The organism is Candidatus Limnocylindrales bacterium, assembly GCA_035559535.1.
In the GTDB taxonomy this organism is placed as follows: Bacteria; Moduliflexota; Moduliflexia; order Moduliflexales; family JAUQPW01; genus JAUQPW01.
The window spans coordinates 40,423-61,737 of sequence record DATMBG010000051.1 but is presented as its reverse complement, the minus strand read 5'-3'; the positions used below and the strand labels follow the sequence as shown (position 1 = coordinate 61,737).

The 21,315-nt window shown below is 45.0% G+C and carries 15 protein-coding genes; 7 read left to right on the top strand and 8 right to left on the bottom strand.

The features are described 5' to 3' along the window. Window positions 1-219 precede the first annotated feature (219 nt). Both VNM22_18785 and VNM22_18780 read right to left on the bottom strand, forming a co-directional pair. Window positions 220-879, bottom strand: a complete 660-nt coding sequence (locus VNM22_18785) for a queuosine precursor transporter (protein HWP49209.1) — start codon at window positions 877-879, stop codon at window positions 220-222. Between the two features lie 84 nt (window positions 880-963). Continuing rightward, a complete protein-coding gene (locus tag VNM22_18780) occupies window positions 964-3,042 on the bottom strand; it encodes a molybdopterin-dependent oxidoreductase (protein ID HWP49208.1) in 2,079 nt (692 codons plus the stop codon). Between the two features lie 576 nt (window positions 3,043-3,618). Here VNM22_18780 and VNM22_18775 point away from each other — a divergent pair. The 7 genes from VNM22_18775 (at window position 3,619) to VNM22_18745 (ending at window position 12,152) form a co-directional block, all read left to right on the top strand. Then, window positions 3,619-4,011, top strand: a complete 393-nt coding sequence (locus tag VNM22_18775) for a thioesterase family protein (GenBank protein HWP49207.1) — start codon at window positions 3,619-3,621, stop codon at window positions 4,009-4,011. Then, window positions 4,001-5,008 carry a peptidase MA family metallohydrolase gene (locus VNM22_18770; protein ID HWP49206.1) on the top strand — a complete coding sequence of 336 codons (1,008 nt, stop codon included), beginning with the start codon at window positions 4,001-4,003 and terminating at the stop codon, window positions 5,006-5,008. Before VNM22_18775 ends, VNM22_18770 begins: the two co-directional genes overlap by 11 nt. Next, window positions 5,005-6,318: a glycosyltransferase family 4 protein gene (locus VNM22_18765; protein HWP49205.1), complete on the top strand. Its 1,314-nt coding sequence runs from the start codon at window positions 5,005-5,007 to the stop codon at window positions 6,316-6,318. The genes VNM22_18770 and VNM22_18765 overlap by 4 nt, the downstream gene beginning before the upstream one ends. A 29-nt stretch (window positions 6,319-6,347) precedes the next feature. Next, window positions 6,348-8,696 carry an exopolysaccharide biosynthesis polyprenyl glycosylphosphotransferase gene (locus tag VNM22_18760; GenBank protein HWP49204.1) on the top strand — a complete coding sequence of 783 codons (2,349 nt, stop codon included), beginning with the start codon at window positions 6,348-6,350 and terminating at the stop codon, window positions 8,694-8,696. 70 nt (window positions 8,697-8,766) lie between these two features. Then, the gene (locus VNM22_18755) at window positions 8,767-10,068 is read left to right on the top strand and encodes a UDP-glucose/GDP-mannose dehydrogenase family protein (protein HWP49203.1); all 1,302 of its coding nucleotides are present in this window, start codon (window positions 8,767-8,769) and stop codon (window positions 10,066-10,068) included. A gap of 80 nt (window positions 10,069-10,148) precedes the next feature. Next, window positions 10,149-11,093 carry a UDP-glucuronic acid decarboxylase family protein gene (locus tag VNM22_18750; protein ID HWP49202.1) on the top strand — a complete coding sequence of 315 codons (945 nt, stop codon included), beginning with the start codon at window positions 10,149-10,151 and terminating at the stop codon, window positions 11,091-11,093. 144 nt (window positions 11,094-11,237) lie between these two features. Continuing rightward, a complete protein-coding gene (locus tag VNM22_18745) occupies window positions 11,238-12,152 on the top strand; it encodes an SDR family oxidoreductase (protein ID HWP49201.1) in 915 nt (304 codons plus the stop codon). A gap of 349 nt (window positions 12,153-12,501) precedes the next feature. Here VNM22_18745 and VNM22_18740 read toward each other — a convergent pair whose 3' ends face one another. The 6 genes from VNM22_18740 to ligD form a co-directional block, all read right to left on the bottom strand. Continuing rightward, a complete protein-coding gene (locus tag VNM22_18740; protein HWP49200.1) occupies window positions 12,502-14,172 on the bottom strand; it encodes a glycosyltransferase family 39 protein in 1,671 nt (556 codons plus the stop codon). Beyond that, window positions 14,162-16,054 carry a hypothetical protein gene (locus tag VNM22_18735; protein ID HWP49199.1) on the bottom strand — a complete coding sequence of 631 codons (1,893 nt, stop codon included), beginning with the start codon at window positions 16,052-16,054 and terminating at the stop codon, window positions 14,162-14,164. The genes VNM22_18740 and VNM22_18735 overlap by 11 nt, the downstream gene beginning before the upstream one ends. A 4-nt stretch (window positions 16,055-16,058) precedes the next feature. Further along, window positions 16,059-18,329 carry a YfhO family protein gene (locus VNM22_18730; protein ID HWP49198.1) on the bottom strand — a complete coding sequence of 757 codons (2,271 nt, stop codon included), beginning with the start codon at window positions 18,327-18,329 and terminating at the stop codon, window positions 16,059-16,061. Between the two features lie 181 nt (window positions 18,330-18,510). Continuing rightward, window positions 18,511-19,209 (bottom strand): class I SAM-dependent methyltransferase, encoded by a 699-nt coding sequence (locus tag VNM22_18725; GenBank protein ID HWP49197.1) that lies wholly within the window; start codon window positions 19,207-19,209, stop codon window positions 18,511-18,513. A gap of 105 nt (window positions 19,210-19,314) precedes the next feature. Next, window positions 19,315-19,983 carry a phosphoribosyltransferase family protein gene (locus tag VNM22_18720; protein ID HWP49196.1) on the bottom strand — a complete coding sequence of 223 codons (669 nt, stop codon included), beginning with the start codon at window positions 19,981-19,983 and terminating at the stop codon, window positions 19,315-19,317. A 219-nt stretch (window positions 19,984-20,202) separates the two neighbouring features. Continuing rightward, a complete protein-coding gene (ligD, locus tag VNM22_18715; protein HWP49195.1) occupies window positions 20,203-21,096 on the bottom strand; it encodes a non-homologous end-joining DNA ligase in 894 nt (297 codons plus the stop codon). Window positions 21,097-21,315 lie beyond the last annotated feature (219 nt).

Genomic DNA, 21,315 nt, shown 5'->3' with positions numbered 1-21,315 from the left:
GGGAGAGGGGGCACTTGGGGAGTTGATGTGGAGATTTGCTGGCTCCCCTTGCCTACGCTGCAGGAGAGAGGTCGGCGGCATACGCGCCAGGATAAGAAGGTTAACCCCCGGCGGGGCGACCTGTTTCACAGGCCGCTCCTCAGTGTAATTGGGAATTAGGGAATTTTAAATCCCCGACTCCTAATCCCCAATTCCTTATCGGGTATAACGTTGGTACGATTATCTCAGGTATTCGGTAGCATAATCTTTTGTCTCAGACCCCCATCTTCTGCTTTTAACCAGATAAATCAAAGGAATGCTGATGACCGTAATGGTCATTTTTACGATATATTGCCCTTGAATGAGGGCAAGCAGGGGAAGTCCGGTTCCCGCAAAGGCTAACGTGATGAACGTGATACTATCCACAAGGGTAGATACCCCATTACTCAGTAAAACCCGAGCCCATTTCCATTTCCCGATCCGTTCTCGCCACCAGGCAAAAACTTCTGTGTCAATCAGAGAACTGACCAGGTAAGCTATCAGGCTGGCAATGACAATTCGGGGAGTGGAGCCCAGGGTACTTTCAAAAGCTTCCTGATTTTTGTAGAACACGGCCGGTGGAAGCGCAATGGTTAACTGGACGTAAAGTGCAAGAAGAACATTGGCAAGGAAGGCCGTATAGACAACCCGTTGAGCCCCTTTCTTTCCTAATTCCTCATTGATGAGATCAACCAGGGTAAAGGTAAGCGCATAGATGAAAACTGCAGCCGGCACGACTATACCATGTAGGGTTACCGGCTTACTTGCCGTAACATTTGCGATCAATTCACAGGCTACGTAAATACCGATCAGAAATATTGCCATAACAGACAAGGGATAGCGGTACGAGCGAATGACCATTCGCCCGTACCAGGGGCAACGAGGGGTTACTCCTTACTATCAAACGAGACGTTTGACCTACAAGACGTTTGACCTACTATGGTTTCAATTGCCTACTTTTTCCACCTCGACCAGATTTGTGTAAAACACGGCACCTCCTCCCAGAGGTTCTAATTCGTGGGAAGTAATCCGATTCAGGTTTCCGTTGAAACCGGTTTTTTTGTTCCACCAGCTCTTGAAAGAAATGGCCGAGCCTTTTGGAACCGTCTCTCCCACCCTGGCATAAAGGAAACATTCTCCTCGATCATTGTAAACCCGAACCCGGTCTCCCTCTGAGATTCCCCTTGCCTTGGCATCTTCATAGTGTAATTCGATTACCGGCCTTTTCTCTTTGGCCAGCATGGACTTAAGATTTCCAAAGGAGGAATTGACGAAGTATTTTGCACCGGCATTGATAAGGGAAATGGAATATCTTCCATGGAGTTCCGGAGACCCTTCTGCACTTTCAGTTTCAGGAATATAGGCGGGAAGAGGGTCAAATCCTGCCTGTTTCATCCGTTCAGAGTAGAACTCGATTTTACCTGAGGGGGTTGGGAATTTCCCATCTGCAAAGGCGATGAAGGGATAGGTAGGTGTATTCAGGCGAACCCGCTTTTCTTGTCGTAACCGCTCCAGGGTAATTCCTTTCAGGAAGGGATGTGGGCTATCCAAGGCTTGTCGAATCAGATCTTCTTCGGTATCCCGGAAGCAGGGATCTTCAAATCCCATGGCCTGAGCCAGAAGTCGAAAAACTTCTACGTTGGATTTGCTTTCTCCAACCGGAGGAATTACCGGTTCTCCAAGCTGGAGATAGAGATGCCAGTAGGATCGATAAAGATCCAGATGTTCAAAGCTGGTTGTCGCAGGAAGGACAATATCGGCGTAATCGACGGTATCTGTAAAAACCTGTTCATGGACCACCGTGAAGAGATCTTCACGCAGGAGTCCCTGGATAACCTTATTCTGATTAGGTGCCACAGCAGCCGGGTTACAGTTGTACACATATAGGGCTTTAATAGGTGGATTGTCCAATTCTGTAAGAATCTTTGCCAGCTCCACCATGTTGAGAGTCCGAGGGGTTCTGGTCATAAGATCCGGTCGTTCCAAAGCTTGTGTATTTAAAGGGAATAAGCCTCCATTACTATATAAAAATCCACCCCCCAGTTGCCCCCAGGCTCCTACCAGACCTGGAAGACAGGAAACGGTTCGCATGGTCATACCACCGTTGGAATGGCGCTGAAATCCCCAGCCCACCCGAAGGAAAGAAGGTTTTATCCTGGCATACAGACGGGCAACGTTTTGTATCTCCTGCACGGAAATACCTGTAATTTCCGAAACCCTTTCCGGAGGATAGGCCTCCAGTCGCTCCTTCAATTTGTCAAACCCATAGGTAAATCGGGCTACATAATCGGCATCGTAAAGACCTTCCTTTACAATGACATGCATCATACCCAGGGCCAGCGCCGCATCGGTCCCTGGCCGAATCTGGAGGAAATAATCGGCTTTTTCGGCCACATCACTCCGATGGGGATTGATATGAATGTAGATAGCTCCTTTAGCCCGTGCTTCTTTAATAAGGGGTAAAATATGAATGTTCTGCGAGGAGCTATTGGTTCCCCAACCGATAATCAAGCGAGCGTAGGGAATATTCTCCGGATCTGAACCATAGGTAGCCCCGGTGGTATAAGCATATCCCATTTTTCCCGCGGCAGAACAAATGGTCCGGGCCAGTAAACAGGCTCCCAACTTGTGAAAAAACCGCCTATCCATGCTGGCATTATTCAGAACCCCTTCGGTTCCTGCATAACTATAAGGCAAAATAGCTTCTCCTCCATAGACTGCTATGATCTCCTTAAATCGATCCGCGATATGTCGAAGGGCTTCATTCCAGGTAATAGGCTCAAACTTTCCTTCTCCTTTTTTACCCACCCGGCGTAACGGCGTCAAAATACGATCTGGACCGTAGACCCGCTCGGGATAGTACCGAACCTTTGCACAAATAAATCCCCGGGTTGTTACGTGATGAGGATCTCCGGTTACTTTGACGAGTTTTCCATCTTGTACATGGACCTCCAAAGCACAAGTATCGGGACAATCGTGGGGACATGCCGTCGTTTTAATCTCATGGGTAGTAACTGGTTCCATTACAGGCTCCTTAAGGATCGGCAAGTATAGGGGAAAGCTTAATCCGTCTATACTTTATTAGGGGTTTTGGTTAATTATAAAAACAAATCTTTTATCCTGCTCCAATGAAAATTTTGTTATTTTATAAATTAGTCACCTGGATCTAATCTATCAAGATAACAAACCTTAAAGATAATTGTGAAAAGATCTCAATCCCCCTAGAATATCCCCCATGGCTGGGCTCTGGCATTGATGGTCAGGCTTTAGAATCACGGTTGCCAATGGTTTGTTCTTACCTCTTCCAGATTTAAAAGCTCTATTCCAACTACTTGGGAAAGTACCTGGAGATCTTCCTGCCTCTGCTTCAGAGGGAAGGTAAGTTTAGTGGTAGGACCTCCGGAAGACCCAGGGCTTATACTAAGCAAAGAAGTTCTTTTGCCAGGCTGCGGATCGAAGGTTCCTGCCTGGGCTTTCGCTCACCTGAGAGATTTTATTTGACAGGATCGGCTTTTGTCATTATAAAGGGTAAGAGATTTTTAGGTCTAAAAAACGGGAGGTATAATTATTTCAACTGAAACCTTTTCCTATTGTTTGCGGGTGGCCTATGCCGATACCGATGCGCAGGGTCGCGTTTATTATGGAAGGTTCTTCCCTTATTTAGATCGAGCAAGGGACGAATTCTGGCAGAGTTTGGGATTTTCTGAAGAAGAGACCATACGTATTGAGGATACAGTAGTCACTGTAGAGATGCACATTCGATATTTTAGACCGGCTCGATTTTTCGATCTTTTAAGGATTTTTGTCGAGGTCATCAAGCTTGGGAATTCAAGCCTTCATTTGCGCTTCCGAATTATTAATGATAAAACTAAAGAGGAGATTTTGGAGGCTACCCAAGTGCATGTTCAGATTGACCCTAAGACCCAGAAATCTACCCCCTGGTCGGAGAGATTTCGAGGGATTGTATCCAAACAGATTAAAAATGAAACTTAAAGGAAATAGCCGGATAGAGATTCTTTTAATCCTATTTTTTCTAGGGGGTATAGGAACACTTCCGGCCTTTGCGGAGGAATGGAAGACCCGGTCTACCCGGCATTTTTACCTCCATTATCTTGGAGAGAACCAGAAGTTGGTGGAGTTCTTGAGTCTTAAGGTAGATAAAATTTACGAGGAGGTAACCGAGGATCTGGGGTATAGACCCAAGGCAAAAATCTCGGTTTATCTCTGCCCTACTGAGACCTGTTTTAAGGAGAAACAACCCTATTCTCAGGATGTTCCACATTGGGCCGTGGGGGTAGCTTATCCATCCTTAAATCGGATTGTCATGCGATCTTCTCTGGTTATTAACGGTCAGGTTCTGGATCCCCTTCAACTTTTTAAACATGAGTTTGCCCATATTGCCCTCGAACAGGCTTTAGAATCTATAGGTGGAGCACCCCGATGGCTTTCAGAAGGATTTGCCATGTATGAAGCCAAAGAATGGGGAGTTCCGGAGGAGATGACCCTTCAGGAAGTGGCACTTTTAGAGAATTTTATCCCTCTCTCTGAGCTCACCCTTTCTTTCCCGTCCGATGCAGCACAAGCTCGAATTGCCTACGCCCAGAGCCTGAGTCTGGTGACCTATATTCTGAATACCTACGGGAAAGATGCACTTCATCGGCTTATCAAGAACCTGGGAGAGGGAGTAAGTCCGGAAACGGCTCTGCGGAGAGCGACAGGTGTAGATTTGAACACATTGGAACAAGACTGGCAGCGAAACCTCAGGGAGAAGCATTCCTGGATTCCCGTTGTAACCAGTATAACCGTGCTCTGGGGTCTTATTACACTCATTTTCTTCGGGGCTTATCTTTTTAAGAAACGAAAGATGAGAGAAATAGAAAAGACCTGGGAAGAAGAGGATAGGAAAGTAGAAGAGTATGGAGGTAGAGATGAAATTCCTGTAACCCCGCACCCATACCCCTCCCTACCTCCCCGTTCCCATATGTCATGAGTTCCGTTCTGCTGATCAGTTCAAACCCGGTGAATCAACGGATGACCGGGCCTGGAATACGATACTGGGAAATGGCCACTTACCTTGCCGAAAAACACGCCGTGGTTCTGTTGGTTCCAGGTGAGACGGATCTCATCTCTGCTAAATTTCAAATTTTTAAGACGACCCGGAAGAACTTGAAGCGGTGGTTAGGCTGGGCGGATGTCATTGTGACAACAGGGTACAAATTCCCTCTAGATTTGATTTTTCTTTCTCAAAAGCCTCTAGTCGTAGATCTCTATGCTCCTTTGCCTATAGAACTCCTGGAGCATCACAGGAGTTCTTCCCTATCGGAAGCCCGGTTATCCCTGGCCTATTATTTAGCTCGGGTTCAATTGCTCTTAAATCGAGGGGATTTTTTTATTTGTAGTCATGAGCGACAACGGGATTTTTGGATCGGGATGCTGGCCGCCTGGGGAAGAATCACCCATGAACTTTATCGAGAAGATCCGGAGTTGAAAAAATTGATTCAACCGGTTCCCTTTGGATTACCGGCTGAAAAACCGGTCCATACCCAGCAGGTTCTCAAGGGGGTAAGGAAAGGAATCTCAGCCTCAGATAAGGTGATTTTATGGGGTGGGGGGCTCTGGAGTTGGTTTGATCCTTGCATAGTTATAAGGGCAGTTCATGAGATTCATCGGATACGTTCAGATATTAAACTGGTTTTTTTAGGTAAGATAGAGGATCCCGTTCCCCAGTCCCATAAAGAGATTCTTAAACTCAGCCAGGAGTTAGGATTATATGATCGGTATGTGTTCTTCACCGAGCAGTGGATTCCTTATCAAGAGCGGCAGAACTATCTTCTAGAAGCCGATATAGGGATCAGTACCCATTTTGCAAGCTTCGAGTCTCGTCTGGCAGGGAGGACTCGCATTTTAGATTACCTGTGGTGTGGGCTACCTGTTATCGCTACCAGAGGAGATTTCTGGGGTGATTTGATCGAAAAAGAGGGTTTAGGCATCACGGTCGACCCGGAATCTGTAGATCAAATGAAGGCGGCTATATTGGAATTGGCAGACCATCCCGAAAAGGTTGAGCAATGTCGAGCCAATGTACGTCGAATTGCCGATAAGTTCTCCTGGCCTTCGGTCCTTCAACCCTTAGAAATATTCTGTTTAAACCCGAAACAGACTCATTCATCGGCTTTCTTTCCTAAAACAGGTAGATTGATAAGCTTTTACCTCCGGGTCCTGTATAACGTTCTCAGATATAATGGATATAAAAAGGTGGGATCGGCTATCTTCAGCCGTTGTCCGGAGCTTATTATCTAATATAAAAACCATCGAATAGGGACTAATTAATGAAGCTCTCTATTATTATCGTCAATTATAAAACAAAGGATTTGCTGGAGCTTTGTTTAAACTCGATTCTGGCCGATCGTCCTGAGGATCCGGACGAGGAAGTTGCGGTTACTTCACAAACCATGAACTATGGACCGGGAACAACGGCCAACCGACAGATTATCGTTATCGATAACCATTCTGAGGATGGATCGGTAGAAATGGTTCGTGGAAAATTTCCGGAGGTACAGCTACTGATCAACGAAACCAACGTAGGTTATGCCCGTGCGATCAACCAGGGTATCCGGATAGCCGAGGGGGAATATCTCCTGCTGATGAATCCTGATGTTCAGGTAAAACCTGGCGCCATTGAGCGGATGGTTCAGTTTATGGATGAAAACCAGCAGGTAGGTATCGTAGGAGGAAAGCTTCTCAATCCGGATGGTACGTTACAGTACTCCTGTCGAACTTTTTATACTTTCAGGACGCTCCTTTTGAGAAGAACTCCTCTTCGCAGACTGTTTCCCGATAGTAAGATCGTACGAAATCATTTGATGATGGATTGGGATCATGCCTCTGTTCGGGAAGTGGATTGGGTTTTAGGGGCCTGCATGTTGGTACGACGGAAGGCGCTGGAAGATGTGGGGAGTATGGATGAGCGATTCTTTCTTTACTTTGAGGATGTAGACTGGTGTTACCGGATGAAAAAAGGGGGTTGGAAGGTTTGCTATTTTCCCCATGCTGAGATGATCCATCAGCACCGGCGGGAGAGTGCCCGAGGACCGACCCATCGAACCTTTTTCTCTCATCTTCGAAGTATGCTTCATTTTTTCGATAAATGGAGCGATCTCATGTATTTTCTTCGCAAATATAACAGCCTCCTGACCCATACGGTATTTGTCATCTCGGATATACTTGTGGTTAATCTTTCTTTTTATGGGGCTTATCAACTGAGAAAAAGTCTCGCCCTGGGTCTATCCGACGGAATAGGACTTTTTTTAGAAAAACCGGATCTTCCCTTCTGGATTTATAGAGACTTTTTGATTTTTATTAATGTCACGACTCTAACGGTTTTTCATTTTCTTCACTTATATAAATTTCCGAGGGGACTTCTTTGGGTTGATGAACTCTTCCGGGTCCTTAAAGCCATGGGAATCAGTTGCCTTATGATTATGGCAGGTACTTATTTGACCCAGGGTTATGAGTTTTCCCGGTCCATCACCCTTATTTTTGGAATCCTTGGAAGCGGTTTTGCCTTTTTGTTTCGCTGGACCCTGGTGGGTGTTTTCAGATTTTTACGGAAGCAAGGTTTCGATTTAAAACGAGTTCTTATTTTAGGAACCGGTTTAGAAGCTTCCAGTTTGAAAAAAGAACTGGATAAACATCGGGAATTGGGGTATGACGTGGTAGGATTTGTGGCCATGCCCGGAAAGCCTGAAGGCAAAGAAACTAAGAATGGAGGTAAGGAGGAAAAATACCAGATCTCCCCCGGGTCCAGATTCTCAGCGACTCCTCTGTCAACCCTTCCCATATTGGGTACCCTCAAAGATCTTCCTCATCTGGTTACAGATCAGAAAATCAACGAGGTGATCGTAACAGAGTTAGATCCTTTGCAAGACGAGATTTTTAACCTGATAGCTAAGAATGGTACAGAAACCCTCCATGTTCGCGTTGTAACAGATGTGAGTGAAATTTTAACCCCCCGGGCTACTATCGAGGAACTGGCTGGTATTCCCACCATTACCTTTGAAGCAGATCCCCTTCATGGGATTAATCTTTTTCTTAAACGGGCTTTAGATTTGATCCTCTCCTTAACCGGGCTTGTTCTTTTGTCCCCACTACTTCTCGCTATAGGAATCTTGATCAAGTGGGAGTCTCCGGGGCCTGTTTTGTTTCGGCAAGAAAGGGTTGGTCAAAACCGGCGGCGATTTTTGATGTACAAATTTCGGTCCATGTATAAAGAAGCAGAAGAACAAAGGGAATTTCTTGAGCATCTCAACGAGGCAGATGGGCCTTTATTCAAGATCCGGGAGGATCCCAGATTAACGAAGGTCGGAAAAATTCTCAGGCGGTTTAGTCTGGACGAGTTACCTCAGTTGATTAACGTAATTAAAGGCGAGATGAGTCTGGTCGGACCTCGACCACCTTTACCCGATGAAGTAGCCCGGTACCAGGAGTGGCAATACCGGCGGTTATGGGTTAAACCGGGTATCACAGGGCTTTGGCAAGTAAGTGGACGGAGTGGATTAAGTTTTAACGAGATGGTCAAACTAGATTTATACTATATACGAAACTGGTCCCTTTCCAATGACCTAAAGATCATTTTGAGGACAATCCCTGTGGCTTTACGGGGAAAAGGTGCGTATTAGCTCGCAAGGTGAAAGGAGCAAGGCACAGGGTGATTTTACCTTTTTGCCTTCTACCTTTCACTTTTTAAGAATGAACGTTTCAGTTATTGGCACGGGTTATGTAGGTTTAGTTACCGGAGCCGTATTTGCCGATTTAGGGAATGAAGTAATTTGTGTAGATAAAGATGAAGAAAAGATAGAAAAGCTTAAAAAAGGCATTATGCCCATCTACGAGCCGGGCCTGAAGGAAATGGTTGCCCGAAATACCGATGATACCAAGGAGCGACGGTTATTTTTTACTTGTGACCTGGATATGGCCGTAAGAAAATCCGAGGTTATTTTTATTGCCGTTGGAACCCCTCCCAAGGAAAACGGGGAGACGGACCTCAGTCAGGTGGAAGAAGTGGCCAGGGGAATTGCACGGGCTATTGATAGATATAAAGTTATTGTGAATAAAAGCACTGTTCCACCGGGTACCGGAGACCTGGTCCGGCAGATTATAGAGACGAACAAGCGGCGTAATGTAGACTTTGACGTGGTCTCAAACCCGGAATTTCTGCGGGAAGGATCGGCCATCAACGATACACTTTATCCGGAGCGTATTGTTATCGGAGCCCCAAATCAGAATGTAGCCATGATCCTGCTGGAATTGTATGCCCCTCTGGAAAGCCCCATGCTGATTACCGATGTTCACAGTGCGGAGATGATTAAATATGCTTCCAATGCCTTTCTGGCAACCAAAATTTCCTTTATCAACGCTATTGCCAATATCTGTGAGAAAGTGGGAGCAGATGTAACCCAGGTCACGAAAGGAATGGGATTTGATTCCAGAATTGGTCGCGCTTTTCTAAATGCGGGATTGGGATATGGAGGATCTTGTTTTCCCAAAGATGTACAATCGCTTATCCATACCTCGGCCCGATACGGATATGACTTTAAGCTCCTGAAAGCCGTCAATGAAATCAACATGGAACGGACCACCCATTTTATTAACATGATGAAGCGGGTATTGGGGAGCCTTCAAGGTAAAGTCATAGGGGTCCTGGGATTGGCCTTCAAACCCAATACAGATGATATGCGAGAAGCCAAATCGGTGGAGATTATTTCAAAGTTATTAGCAGAAGGGGCTAAAGTCAAAGCCTATGATCCGGTTGCCATGGAAAATGCACGAAAGATCTTTCCCCATATTACCTACTGTGAAAATGCTTACGAAGTAGCCAAAGGGGCCGATGCCTTGACGCTGGTCACAGAGTGGAACGAGTTTAGGTATCTTAATACCGATGAGAAAATCAGAAACTCCATGCAAAGACCCATTATCTTCGACGGACGTAATATCTATGACCCCAAGATTACGCGAAAAATGGGCTTTGAGTACTATGGAATTGGAAGGTAACCCTTCCTTAACAATGAGCAATCCTGAACAATTAGCGGGGATTCCGTGTTGATTGTTTAGTGTTCATTGTTTGCTGTTCGATGCCACGAGTACTTATAACAGGGGGGGCCGGATTTTTAGGCTCCCATCTCTGCGATTTTCTTCTAGAAAAGGGATTCGAAGTGGTTTGCATGGATAATCTCCTGACGGGGGATATTTCTAATATTGCCCATATTCGGAGTGAGAAATTTCTATTTATCAAACACGATGTCACCAATTATATCTATCTGGAAGGACCTCTGGATTATATTCTACATTTTGCAAGTCCGGCCAGTCCCGTGGATTATATGGAGTTACCCATTCAAACCCTCAAAGTAGGATCCCTGGGAACCCACAAAGCTTTGGGATTGGCCAAGGAAAAAAAGGCCACCTTCCTCCTGGCATCTACCTCGGAAGTGTATGGAGATCCTTTGATCCATCCTCAAAGTGAAGACTATTGGGGAAATGTAAATCCCATCGGTCCTCGAGGTGTTTATGATGAGGCTAAACGGTTTGCAGAGGCCATTACCATGGCCTACCATCGCTATCATGGAGTAGAAACCCGCATTGCCCGTATCTTTAATTGTTTTGGTCCTCGAATGCGCATTTACGATGGAAGGGTCGTACCGACCTTTATGCGTCAGGCTCTGTTGGGTGAAGATCTCACGGTTTTCGGAGATGGCTCTCAGACTCGATCCTTTTGTTATGTCAGCGACTTAATAGAAGGGATTTACCGCCTGATGCTATCTCGAGAAGTTGAACCTGTAAATATAGGAAATCCTCAAGAGATGTCCATCCTCCAGTTTGCCGAGAAAATCCTCTCCCTTACAAAAAGTAAAAGTCGAATAGTTTTTAAACCTCTTCCCAAGGATGACCCCAGAGTCCGTCAGCCAGATATCAGTAAAGCTCGACGCATCCTCGGCTGGGAACCCAAGGTTAGCCTGGAACAGGGATTGATAAATACCCTGGAGTGGATGAAGCAGAAACTGGAGACTGCCAGACGTTAACAGCAAGAGGTTTGATATCCGGGTGAATATCCCTTGCCCTTTGCTGATTATTTCAATATGTTGAAAAACATTTAAACAGAGGTCAGAAGTCAGGAATCAGAAAACCGTTCAGCTTTTGGCCTCTGACTTGTGACTTCTGTCATTATGAAAATCCTGGTCACCGGCGGAGCCGGGTTTATCGGCTCCCATGTTGTAGATACCTTTTTGTCGGCAGGACATGAAGTGGTAGTCGTGGACAACCTGGTTACCGGAAAACGCCAAAACCTTAATCCCCAGGCAAAATTTTATCAAATAGATATCCGGAGTGATGAGCTCTATAAAATCTTCCAGGATGAGCAACCGGCCGTAGTGGATCATCATGCCGCTCAGATGGATGTGCGAAAATCGGTCAGTAATCCGATCTATGATGCGGAGGTTAATATTTTGGGAACCCTTAATGTCCTGCAGGCAGCCGTCAAATCGGGGGTTCAAAAAATAATCTTTGCCTCCACGGGAGGGGCCATTTACGGAGAACAGGAAAAGTTTCCGGCCCCTGAAGATCACCCAACAAACCCTCTCTCCCCCTATGGAATTGGAAAGCTGGGTGGAGAAAAATACCTTTATTTTTATTACACCACCTACGGACTCAAATATGTATCCCTGCGATATGCCAATGTTTACGGTCCCCGCCAGGATCCCCATGGGGAAGCAGGGGTCGTTGCAATCTTTACCCAGAAAATGTTAAGGAATGAACAACCCATTATCAATGGGGACGGTGAACAAACCAGGGATTTTGTTTTTGTAAAAGATGTAGCCCAAGCCAATTTGCTGGCCCTCTCCAAAGATATCATTGGATGCTACAATATCGGAACCGGTCGGGAAGTTTCTGTTAACCAGTTATTTGATCGTCTGGTTGAGCTGACCCAGGCGAAGGTAAAAAAAATTCACGGCCCAGCCAAGGAAGGAGAGCAGAAACGAAGTGTTCTGGATGCCAGGAAAGCTAAAGAGGTTCTGGGATGGGCCCCCCGGGTGAACTTAGATGAGGGGCTGGCCCAGACCGTTGCCTTTTTTAAAACCTGAAAAGTAGATTACGCGCCTTCCCTTACCCCTAACCCCTCCCCCACGCCGGAGGAGTAGGGGCATACGGCCGTATGCCCCTACTTGTAAGGAACCGTACTTCGCTCGTCTTGAACCCTTGGGGTTATGTAGGGGCATACGGCTGTATGCCCCTACATAATTCTAAGGATCATCTTTTCTCCCCCGGCAAAGGATCGCATTGGATAAACTCAGAACAAAGGGTGAGGAACCTCCGCTCAATATATCACAAAAAACTTACCCCTGTAAAGGAGAGAACAGGATATTAAAGTCTTCTCTTCTTATCCTTCCCTCGAAACCCCGGCAGAGGGAAAGGGATAAGGGCTTGAGAGATTTATCTGTTTCGTAGATACTCTTCATAGATTGTTTTGGATTGGAGTCGTAAAAAAGCTTTAAAATCCTCTACGGTCTCACTTATTTCGGTTTTACTTGTCGGCAGATTCGGATTCACAGAGGCGAAAGACAATACGATGATGAAGCTTAACAAATAGCAGATCAGAAAAATATTTATAACCCTGGTTCGTTGTTCACCCTGGGCCATGGGTGGGTGTTGATAAACACGTCTCAGTAGCCAGCCGATTGTTCCAAGAATAAAAGTAACCATCAGAAATACCGGGGCAAGGCGCAACAATACATACCCCCGTAATTTCGGTAAAAAGAGGATCTGGATAAGGGACGGAATAAAATTCTTTAAGGCCCAGAGTTGTCCTTGAAGTAAAACCGGAAGGGGGATGTAATGATTTAAATCCTGTCTTTGTAACAAAGTTTGGATCAAAAGGAGGAAATTCCAGAGACCGAGCAGGATCAGCAAGCAGTAAGTAGTCGCCAAAAGATAGCCCATGGGTCGTTGTCTGGAACTCTCTGTCTGCAACTCCTTATCTGCAAGGATTGGCCTGTTACTTTTTCCCTCAAGTTGGTGAATAACTCCCGCCAGAGATAAGACAAAAAGAAAAGTATAATCCACGAAAAAACGAGAACCAAAAGCATATCCACCCCACCAGTACAAAGCCCAGCTATTCAAAAAGGTTTGAAGTAAGAGGAAAGCCCCCGAAGCCGTACCCAGTAAAAAATCCCTCTTAGTTAAAAGGTAAAAACCGGGTAGAGTGCTCAAAAGGAGGGGAGAATAAAAAAAGAGACCGTGGAAAGAGGAAAAGAGAAGTTCCCATAAATGCCAGTCTTGAAAACTTACATTCATTGTACCATGGATAGGAGAAAACAGGGTTCCGTAGAGTATCTTCCAGGCAAGCATCTGGGGAACCAGGGCAAATAACAGAGAACTCAGGAAAACGGTAACCTGGAGACATAAAGATGGAAGAGCTGGGGAATATACTGCCAACTCAAGAACCGGTAAGAGGATAAAAAGAAGGTTTTGAGTTCGAACGAGACCCATGAGTCCGGCTAGCAATCCTAAAAGCATCCACTGCCCTAAAGTTCTTTGATTTCGGGTGAAAAACCAAATGTAGAGGAAAAGGGAAAGGGTAAAAAAAGAGTTAATATGGGCTAACGTTGGCTGAATAACCAGGTAATAAAAAAAGGGGGTTCCAAAAGTAATGAGTAAAATAGCCGATAGCACCGCTTTGGGAGAGAACAGATGTTTTCCTATTTCATACACTAAGAAAAGACCTAAAATGCCGTAAAAGCTCGTCCCTACGGCGATAAAAATAAAATAAAAAACCGAATAACCATCTGCGTTTGGAGAGGAAGGATAAAGATAAGGACTGAGTCGGGTATATAAATGACCTATTAAAAAAAAGGGAGCCCACAGGATCGAAGAGCCAATGGGATACTGGTTGCCAACTAAACCGGTTGAGGTTCGATATACGAAGGGAGGGAGTATATCCAGCGCTTTAAACTCGTTTAAAAAATTTAAGTCTCTATCTAAGAACAAAGACCGGACATAGGCATAATAGCCGATTCCATCGGGATTAACCAGACTGGGATGGATCTGGAAAAAGAGTAAATAAGAATACAGAAGCAGAAGAATTAGAAGGCTTTTACTTTTCATGGTTAAGGGTATAAATCACCATCTCGTCTTTTATATCTATCTTCTTAAACTTTAGAACCTTCATCAGATAATTCTGGATCGGTTCAAAGGCCTGGGTGGAGCGATGAAGAAGAATATATTTGATGTGAAGGGAATCCATAACCTTCTGGGCTTTCTCACGATCCTGGAGAAGATCGGCTTCCTCGAGGTCCTGGACTTTACCCGTTTGAAGTTTAAAGAGGGTCGACAGGACCGGCAAGCTCTCATAAAAATCCAGGAAGCCAGAAGAAACCCAGGTTGCATGCCCGTTCAGAATCTTTTTCTCATGGATTGTCTGAAAGTATTGAAAATCCTTTTTCGAAGAACCCCAACGGGTCCGCTCATCACTCCAGCTAAAAGGAATTTCCATAACTGTAAAATCTTCGGGGTCCTTACGTAACTCCTCATACACGGGAGGAACCCGGCTGCTGGTAAGGGGAAAGGGAATAGACGCATACTCCAAAAGGATCAAGAGTACCAGGACGAAGGTTTGGACCAGAATGGCCTTCCGGGTGGGGAGTCTAGAAAAAATGTGGACACAGGTATAGGCCGCCAGAACTGCCATGGCTAACATGACCATAACGGCAAATCGGGCAGGATATCTGGTTTCTCCCAGGATAGGAATCTGGTGAATTAAGTTATAAGGAAGGTACAAAAGGGGATAGCCATAAACCTTTCGGAACAGATATCCATGGATTTGTAAGAAAGGTCCTAGGGCGAGGCTAAAATTAATAAGTGCTACGAGTGTCCAAAATTTAACCCCGGGATTAATTTTATACTGGCTGAAAATAGCATAGCCGGCGAGAATTAAAACGGTATAGCCGATAAACACATCTGCTTCCAGATCACTTCCTCGAAACATTTCGGTAATGAGATAAACATATCTTTCAGATTCTCGCCATAACCAATGATGGGGACTGGGATAGAAAAAGCTCATAAGGTCGGCAGATTTATTAAAGATATCTCCCCATCCCTTTGTTAAAACCACCTGACCCGTCCAAACCGCTTTAAAGATTATATATAACTTGGGAGAAAGTCCTATCCCTAAGATGAGAAGGATGATTCCCAAACTTTTCCAGGGTAGAGGGGAAGCTCTGGTCCAGGAAGTGGATAAGGCATTTTGATTCGGGTTTGTGAAGAGTTTCTTTTTATTTTGAAAAAGTAAAAAGACAAGGTAAGTCAAAGTAAAAATTCCAAGATAAACTGCGTAATAACCGGATTGGAGGGCCGTCAGTAGAAAAAAAAGTCCGGCCAAAAAAGCAGAGCGTTCTCCGGATACGTCTGAGCCGGGTTTTGAACTTGTAGGGCTGGATTTCTCGGAAGTTGCATCAACCGTTTTGAAGAGATAAAGTACATAGAAGGGGATTCCTTCTGTAAACATCAAGTCAAAATGTCCTCTAAGATGAGCAAGCCGATAAGGGCAAAAAGCAAATATCATTCCGCCTACCAAGGCTGCGTAGGAATTAGAAGTAAGATAATGGATCAAAAGATAGGTTCCATAGGCAGAAAGGATAAAGGAGAGGGTAAGGAGGAGATTATAGGTTATAACCAGGCCAAAAACAAGCTGAAGGGGGATTGAAAGTAGAGAGGACACCAAGGGAGAAGTATCGAATACCCGGGGAGCTCCCAGGGGATAGAAGATATAATTGGAAAAAAACGGATGGGTCTGAAGCTCCAGTAAAGCTTTCTTTATCCACCATAAATTCCAGACATGTTTATAGAGATCGGGTTGGTCGCCGGGGAAAGCCGTTGAAAAATACCTTATCAAGGGATAGGTCAAAAGGAGGGTCAATCCCAAATAAAAACCTAAAATAAAGGGGGTGGTAAGAGTTTGTGATTCTTGGGATTCTTGGTTTATTATCAACTGTTTATGACCCATTATACGTTGTCTGACATTTATTGTTCATTACCGGTTGAAGGTTGCGGATTACTACGAACAATCCATGACAGACTACGGACAGAATAACCAGGGAAGTCCACAAGCTTACAAATAATCCGATCTTAAAAGAACTGGGTTGATATTTAAACTCGATGTGCCGGATACCGGGAGGTAATTCAAGTCCCATAAACAGATCATCCACTGCCTGGATCATCATTTCCCTGCCATCTCCATAAGCCTTCCATCCTGGATAATACTGGTTGGCCAGCACCAACCATGAACCTCCTTCTTCCGAGAGTTCAATCTTTATATCATGGGGCGTTGTCTGTTCAATTTTTACCGGGACTACCTGATCAGCGGGGATTTCTGGAGCCTTGAACAAATCTTTATCCGGTATCCTATAAGCTCGCGGAAGAAAGGTTTTATTCTGAAAAATCTTAACAGGACCTTCCTGGACCAGGTCAAATTCCTGCGGACCTAAGGGAATAACCGAAACAACATATTTAACATTGAGTCTATCCAGAAGGGCTTCATAAGTTGCTTCCTTCGAAGGAGAGGTATCCTTTTGGTACCCGGATCTCCAAAGGGATTCCAATTTGTTATGATAGCGTTCATAAGAAGCTAACTCCACAGAACCTTTAGTCAGAGCATTGGGAATCTGAAAAATCAAACCGATGTTGGGAATTAATAAATCGGTAGCGGTCAGGATCGTCTGTTCATCATACCTATGGGATGCAAGCAAAAATTGTGCTCCTTGTTGGGTAAGAGGAGTTGAATAAACCCGGAAGGGGGAAACACATCCAGAAAGTTCATCACTACATCCTTCTGAATTTAATTCTGCTTTTAAAAAGCTAACCGTTCGGGTTGGAAATTCAAAGGCATGGCTGCTGACTACAGGCATAAGCTTGAAGTTATGAACAAAAAGATCCGATACCACCAGAATCAGAACCAGCCCTTTAAAAAAGGCCGGGGGTAATTTCTGGTAGAGAACCAGCAAAAGAATTCCACAACTTGTGAGAAGAATCGTCAGAGATCGAAAGGATGGGAGAAGGGAGTTTGAGAAAAAAGTTTGAGCCCACTCCGGCCTGAAGGAGTTGTTCCAGGCATAGAGTTTGGGAATCCAGGTCAGACCCAGCTTTATCCAGACAAGTACACCCAGGGTTCCGGTTACCATGAGAATAGTTAAGAATAAAGTCATCCGACGACGCTCCTTTTCAGAGTGATTCGGGTTTCTTCGGTTATTTACAAGGGTCTGAATTTCCTCGAGGCCATATCCTGATAAAATAGGCAAGGTAAAGGTAACCAGGATAAAGAACTTGGAAGGAAATCGAACAATCCTTAACCCTAAGGGAAAAAGAAAGCGATAAAGGAAAAAGTGATCTCCCAGAGAAAAAAGGATGGCCATCCCACTTAAAAGGATCAGCAGGGTTTTTTCACGGTTTAAACGAAAAGTAGCTAAAATTGCCAGGATAAGGGGCATTAATCCGAAGTAGATACCTTTAAGCCAGCCTTCCGGGATCGGCGTGGGCCTGATCTCCATAGGGTTTCCGTAAAAGTCAGGAATAAAAAGTTTAATCAAATGACCCGGATGGAGGGCTCCCTGGACCGCTGCATCGTATGTAAGCCCTTTACTCCGGGTGGATAATCCTATGAATTCCAAAAATGGAAGAAGCTGACCCATGACCAGGCTTAGAGCAAGGATAATAGATAAAAAACAAACGACGCCCGCCAATCCCCTCTCCCCTTTTTTCCCTTTCTTCAGAAGGAGGATCATCATTCCCATGGAAAGTAAAGTTAGAATAAAAACTTCAGGAAATCCGGCCAGGAATTGGAGGGCAAGGGTAAAACCTGTAAGAAGCATCCACTTCAGTTCAAGAGATTTTAACAGGCGGTGGCTCAAGAAAAGGACCAGGGGTAACCAGATCGTGGCACAAAGGGCCGAAGTGGTATCGATGATAGAGATCAGGCTTCCACTTAAGCTGAAACCAATAGCCGAAAAGAGAGCCGGGAACCGAGATAAACCCAGTTCGCGGGAAAAAAGATAGGTAAACACCCCCCCAAAGAAAAAATGCAGGACAATAAAGAACTTTAGGGCCGTTTGAGTCGGAAAGAGATAAAATAGAAAATTCGGTGGGTAGAATATCTCCGATTGCAGGTTAGCATAAAAGGGAGTTCCTACCCCACTATAGGGGTCCCATAAAGGAATGAGTCCCTTTTGGATGGAGTAGGATGCGAAAACTTTCATGGGATAAGCAAACATATACATATCCCGGAAACTGGGGAGTTGATCTAAAAAGATCAGGGAATGGAAGAATCCGAGGACGATCCCTCCAAGGATTAACAAGACGAGGATATCTTTGGAAGTCAGAAGCCGAAAGCCAGAAATTAGAGACCCCAGGGTCTCTAGCCTCTGAATTCCCGATTTCTGACACCTGGGCTTTTCATTGAAGTTTCTCCGCAATAGCGATGAGAGATTGTCCCAAGGGTGGAGGAAAAATTCTTTCAATTTTTTTGATGACCGGAATGATTTTATTATAAGAAAGGAGTTGTTTTTCCGGAATTATCTGTCGTTTCAAGATTTTCCCGTTGATATACCAGCCTAAGATCCCAGGGGCGTTCATATAAAAGATTTTTTGAATCCGAAAACCGGCTTGCTGAAGTTTATGACAAAGTTCTTTCTTTCCATATCGCCTAAAGTGATGATCGGCTGCATCCATGCTTCCGTATAGGGCTTGAAACGCTGGAACTAATAGAACAAGCTTTCCCCCTGGAATTAAGACCTCAAACATATTTCGGAGGGCTTTCTGATCTGCTTCTATATGCTCGAGCACATTCAAACAAACCACCGTATCAAAATGGCGAGGGCGTAAGTTTAACATTTCTTCGCTGGCCCCATCACAGCAGATTACTTCAAAGTTCTTGCGATCTCCGAACTTTCTTTGAACATAATCACAATACTTTTCTGAAATATCCAGGCTGGTGACCCACTCCCGATCTAAAAAAAATTGGGTTAAATTACCGATTGCACAGCCTACTTCCAGGATTCTGTTCCCCAAGAAAGGGGCGATGTTTTCATAAATCCAGGTGTTATAATTTTCTGCTTTAGCTAGACGGTTTTGAATTTCCAGACTGGCTTCCATATTGGGGATCGTTATAATACATCCCCTGGGGAAAGTCAAGGGATTAAAAAAATTTCTTAAAGAAGACCCTTTAGCAAATCCTTCCTGGTGTAATCCTTTTATTTATTATTTCCCTGTCCCTGGGGATTCTCCCGATTCGAATCTGGCTCTACTTTGCTTTAGGATAGCTATGACCTCTTCATCGGAGACTTGTGAGAAGTCCTGGAAAAATTCCCCGATGGCATAAAAAAAGGTTGGAGCTTGCAAACAAACAACCTCGTCGGCCTCTACTTCGATTCGTTGCAGCGTTTCAGGAGGAGCTACTGCGGTGGCAACAATGAGTTTGGCAGGATTTTTAGCCCGTAGAGCACGTAATGCAGCGATTACGGTAGATCCGGTGGCAATGCCATCATCTACCACGATCACAATACGATGAGCCGGATCAATGGGTGGATGTACAGGCGTATACAGACTACGGCGCTTACGTAGAGTTTCCAGTTGTTTTTGTTTTTCTGCCTCCAGATATTCCTCAGGAATCCTGAGAACGCGAGCATATTCTCCCAGATAGACATGGCCTGTCTCATCTATGGAACCGATGGCCAACTCGGGCTGGTTTGGGGCCCTTAGCTTTCGCACCAATACCACATCGAGTTCACCATCCAGGGCGTCCGCAATAATCTTACCCATTGGCACAGCACCTCTCGGAATGGCCAGTACTAGAGGGTTTTGCCCTTTGTACTTAATCAGTTTCTCTGCCAGCAAGCGGGCAGCCTGTTCTCGATTTTGGAATAACATGGTCTCACCCCTTTGAAACTAAAAGTCATGGGCTTGTCGTCTTATACCCATTCGCCAAGCTAAAATAGAAGCATAAAAAGCAGATTGCATCACTTCTACTGCTTGGTTCTGGATCCCGGCTCGTATTGCTACTCGCAGGGATACTCTCCTTCCCAACTTCGATCCAGATTAGAGATAGTTTTTTAACTGAAGCGCCTTCCTAAAGGGCTAGAGTTCCCTTCAGGGAAGGAATTGGCCTCCACATAGTACCGGTGCGAATAGATCCTGAACCCTTTGCAAGCGCCGAGGGATACTTTTCAAGGTGAAATCTGAGGGGGCTAACCGGCCCTCTTCTACCTCTTTCCAGGTTAAGGGTGTGGAAACAGGTGCACCCGGATGGGCCCTCAAGGTATAAGGCGCAGCCGTATTACGGCCTATACTATTCTGGGCATAATCAATAGTAACCTGTCGACCCTGATGAGTAGCTCCATGGGCTATGGTGATAAGATCCGGATACGCAGTAGCAAGCTGCCTGGCGAGTTTTTTTACCCAGCTACGTACGGCTTCAAAGGAATACCCAGAGGCTAAAGGGAGGTAGACATGGAGACCTCTTCCTCCACTGGTTTTGGGATAGCTCTTTAATCCCATTCGGTCTAAAGTATCTCGGAGCCGCAGGGCTGCCTGCAAAACGTCTGCAAAACTGGCCTCTTCTCCGGGATCCAAATCCAAAATCACCATATCCGGTTGTGCAAGGTCAGGCCCTCGGGATCCCCATAAGTGGAACTCAATACTACCCAAATTGGCCAACCAAATCAATCCTGCTGTATTATCTACCAGGGGTAGTTGGATGACGTGCTTAGCTGTTTTAGGGCGATACTTTATGCTACGAAACCACTCTGGAGCCTTTTCAGGCAAGTCTCGTTGGTAATAAGAGAACCCGTGGATACCATCGGGAAAGACCCGCAACGTAACGGGTCTATTCTTGAAATAAGGAAGCATTACAGGGGCTACGTCCAGATAATACTGCAACATATCCCCTTTAGTTAGACCCTCTTCGGGCCAGAAAGGTTTGTCCAAATGGGATACAGGTACCGCCTGTCCTTCTATTTGCCATGTAGAAGAGATTTCACTCATCTATGGATATTCCTTCCTAATTATGTAGAATTTTCCTTATGTAGGAGCTATTCCTCCTAAAGAGGTAGTAGCGACTTGTTTATTAAACAATCTGGCTAGCAGTAAGATAACAATATTTTCACTGTAAATTCAATAAAATTAATTACGGTATCTATTCAGGCAATTTTTCAGGATGAATGGAAAAATACTACCCTCTTTTGGATCCTTCGAAGTTTTGGA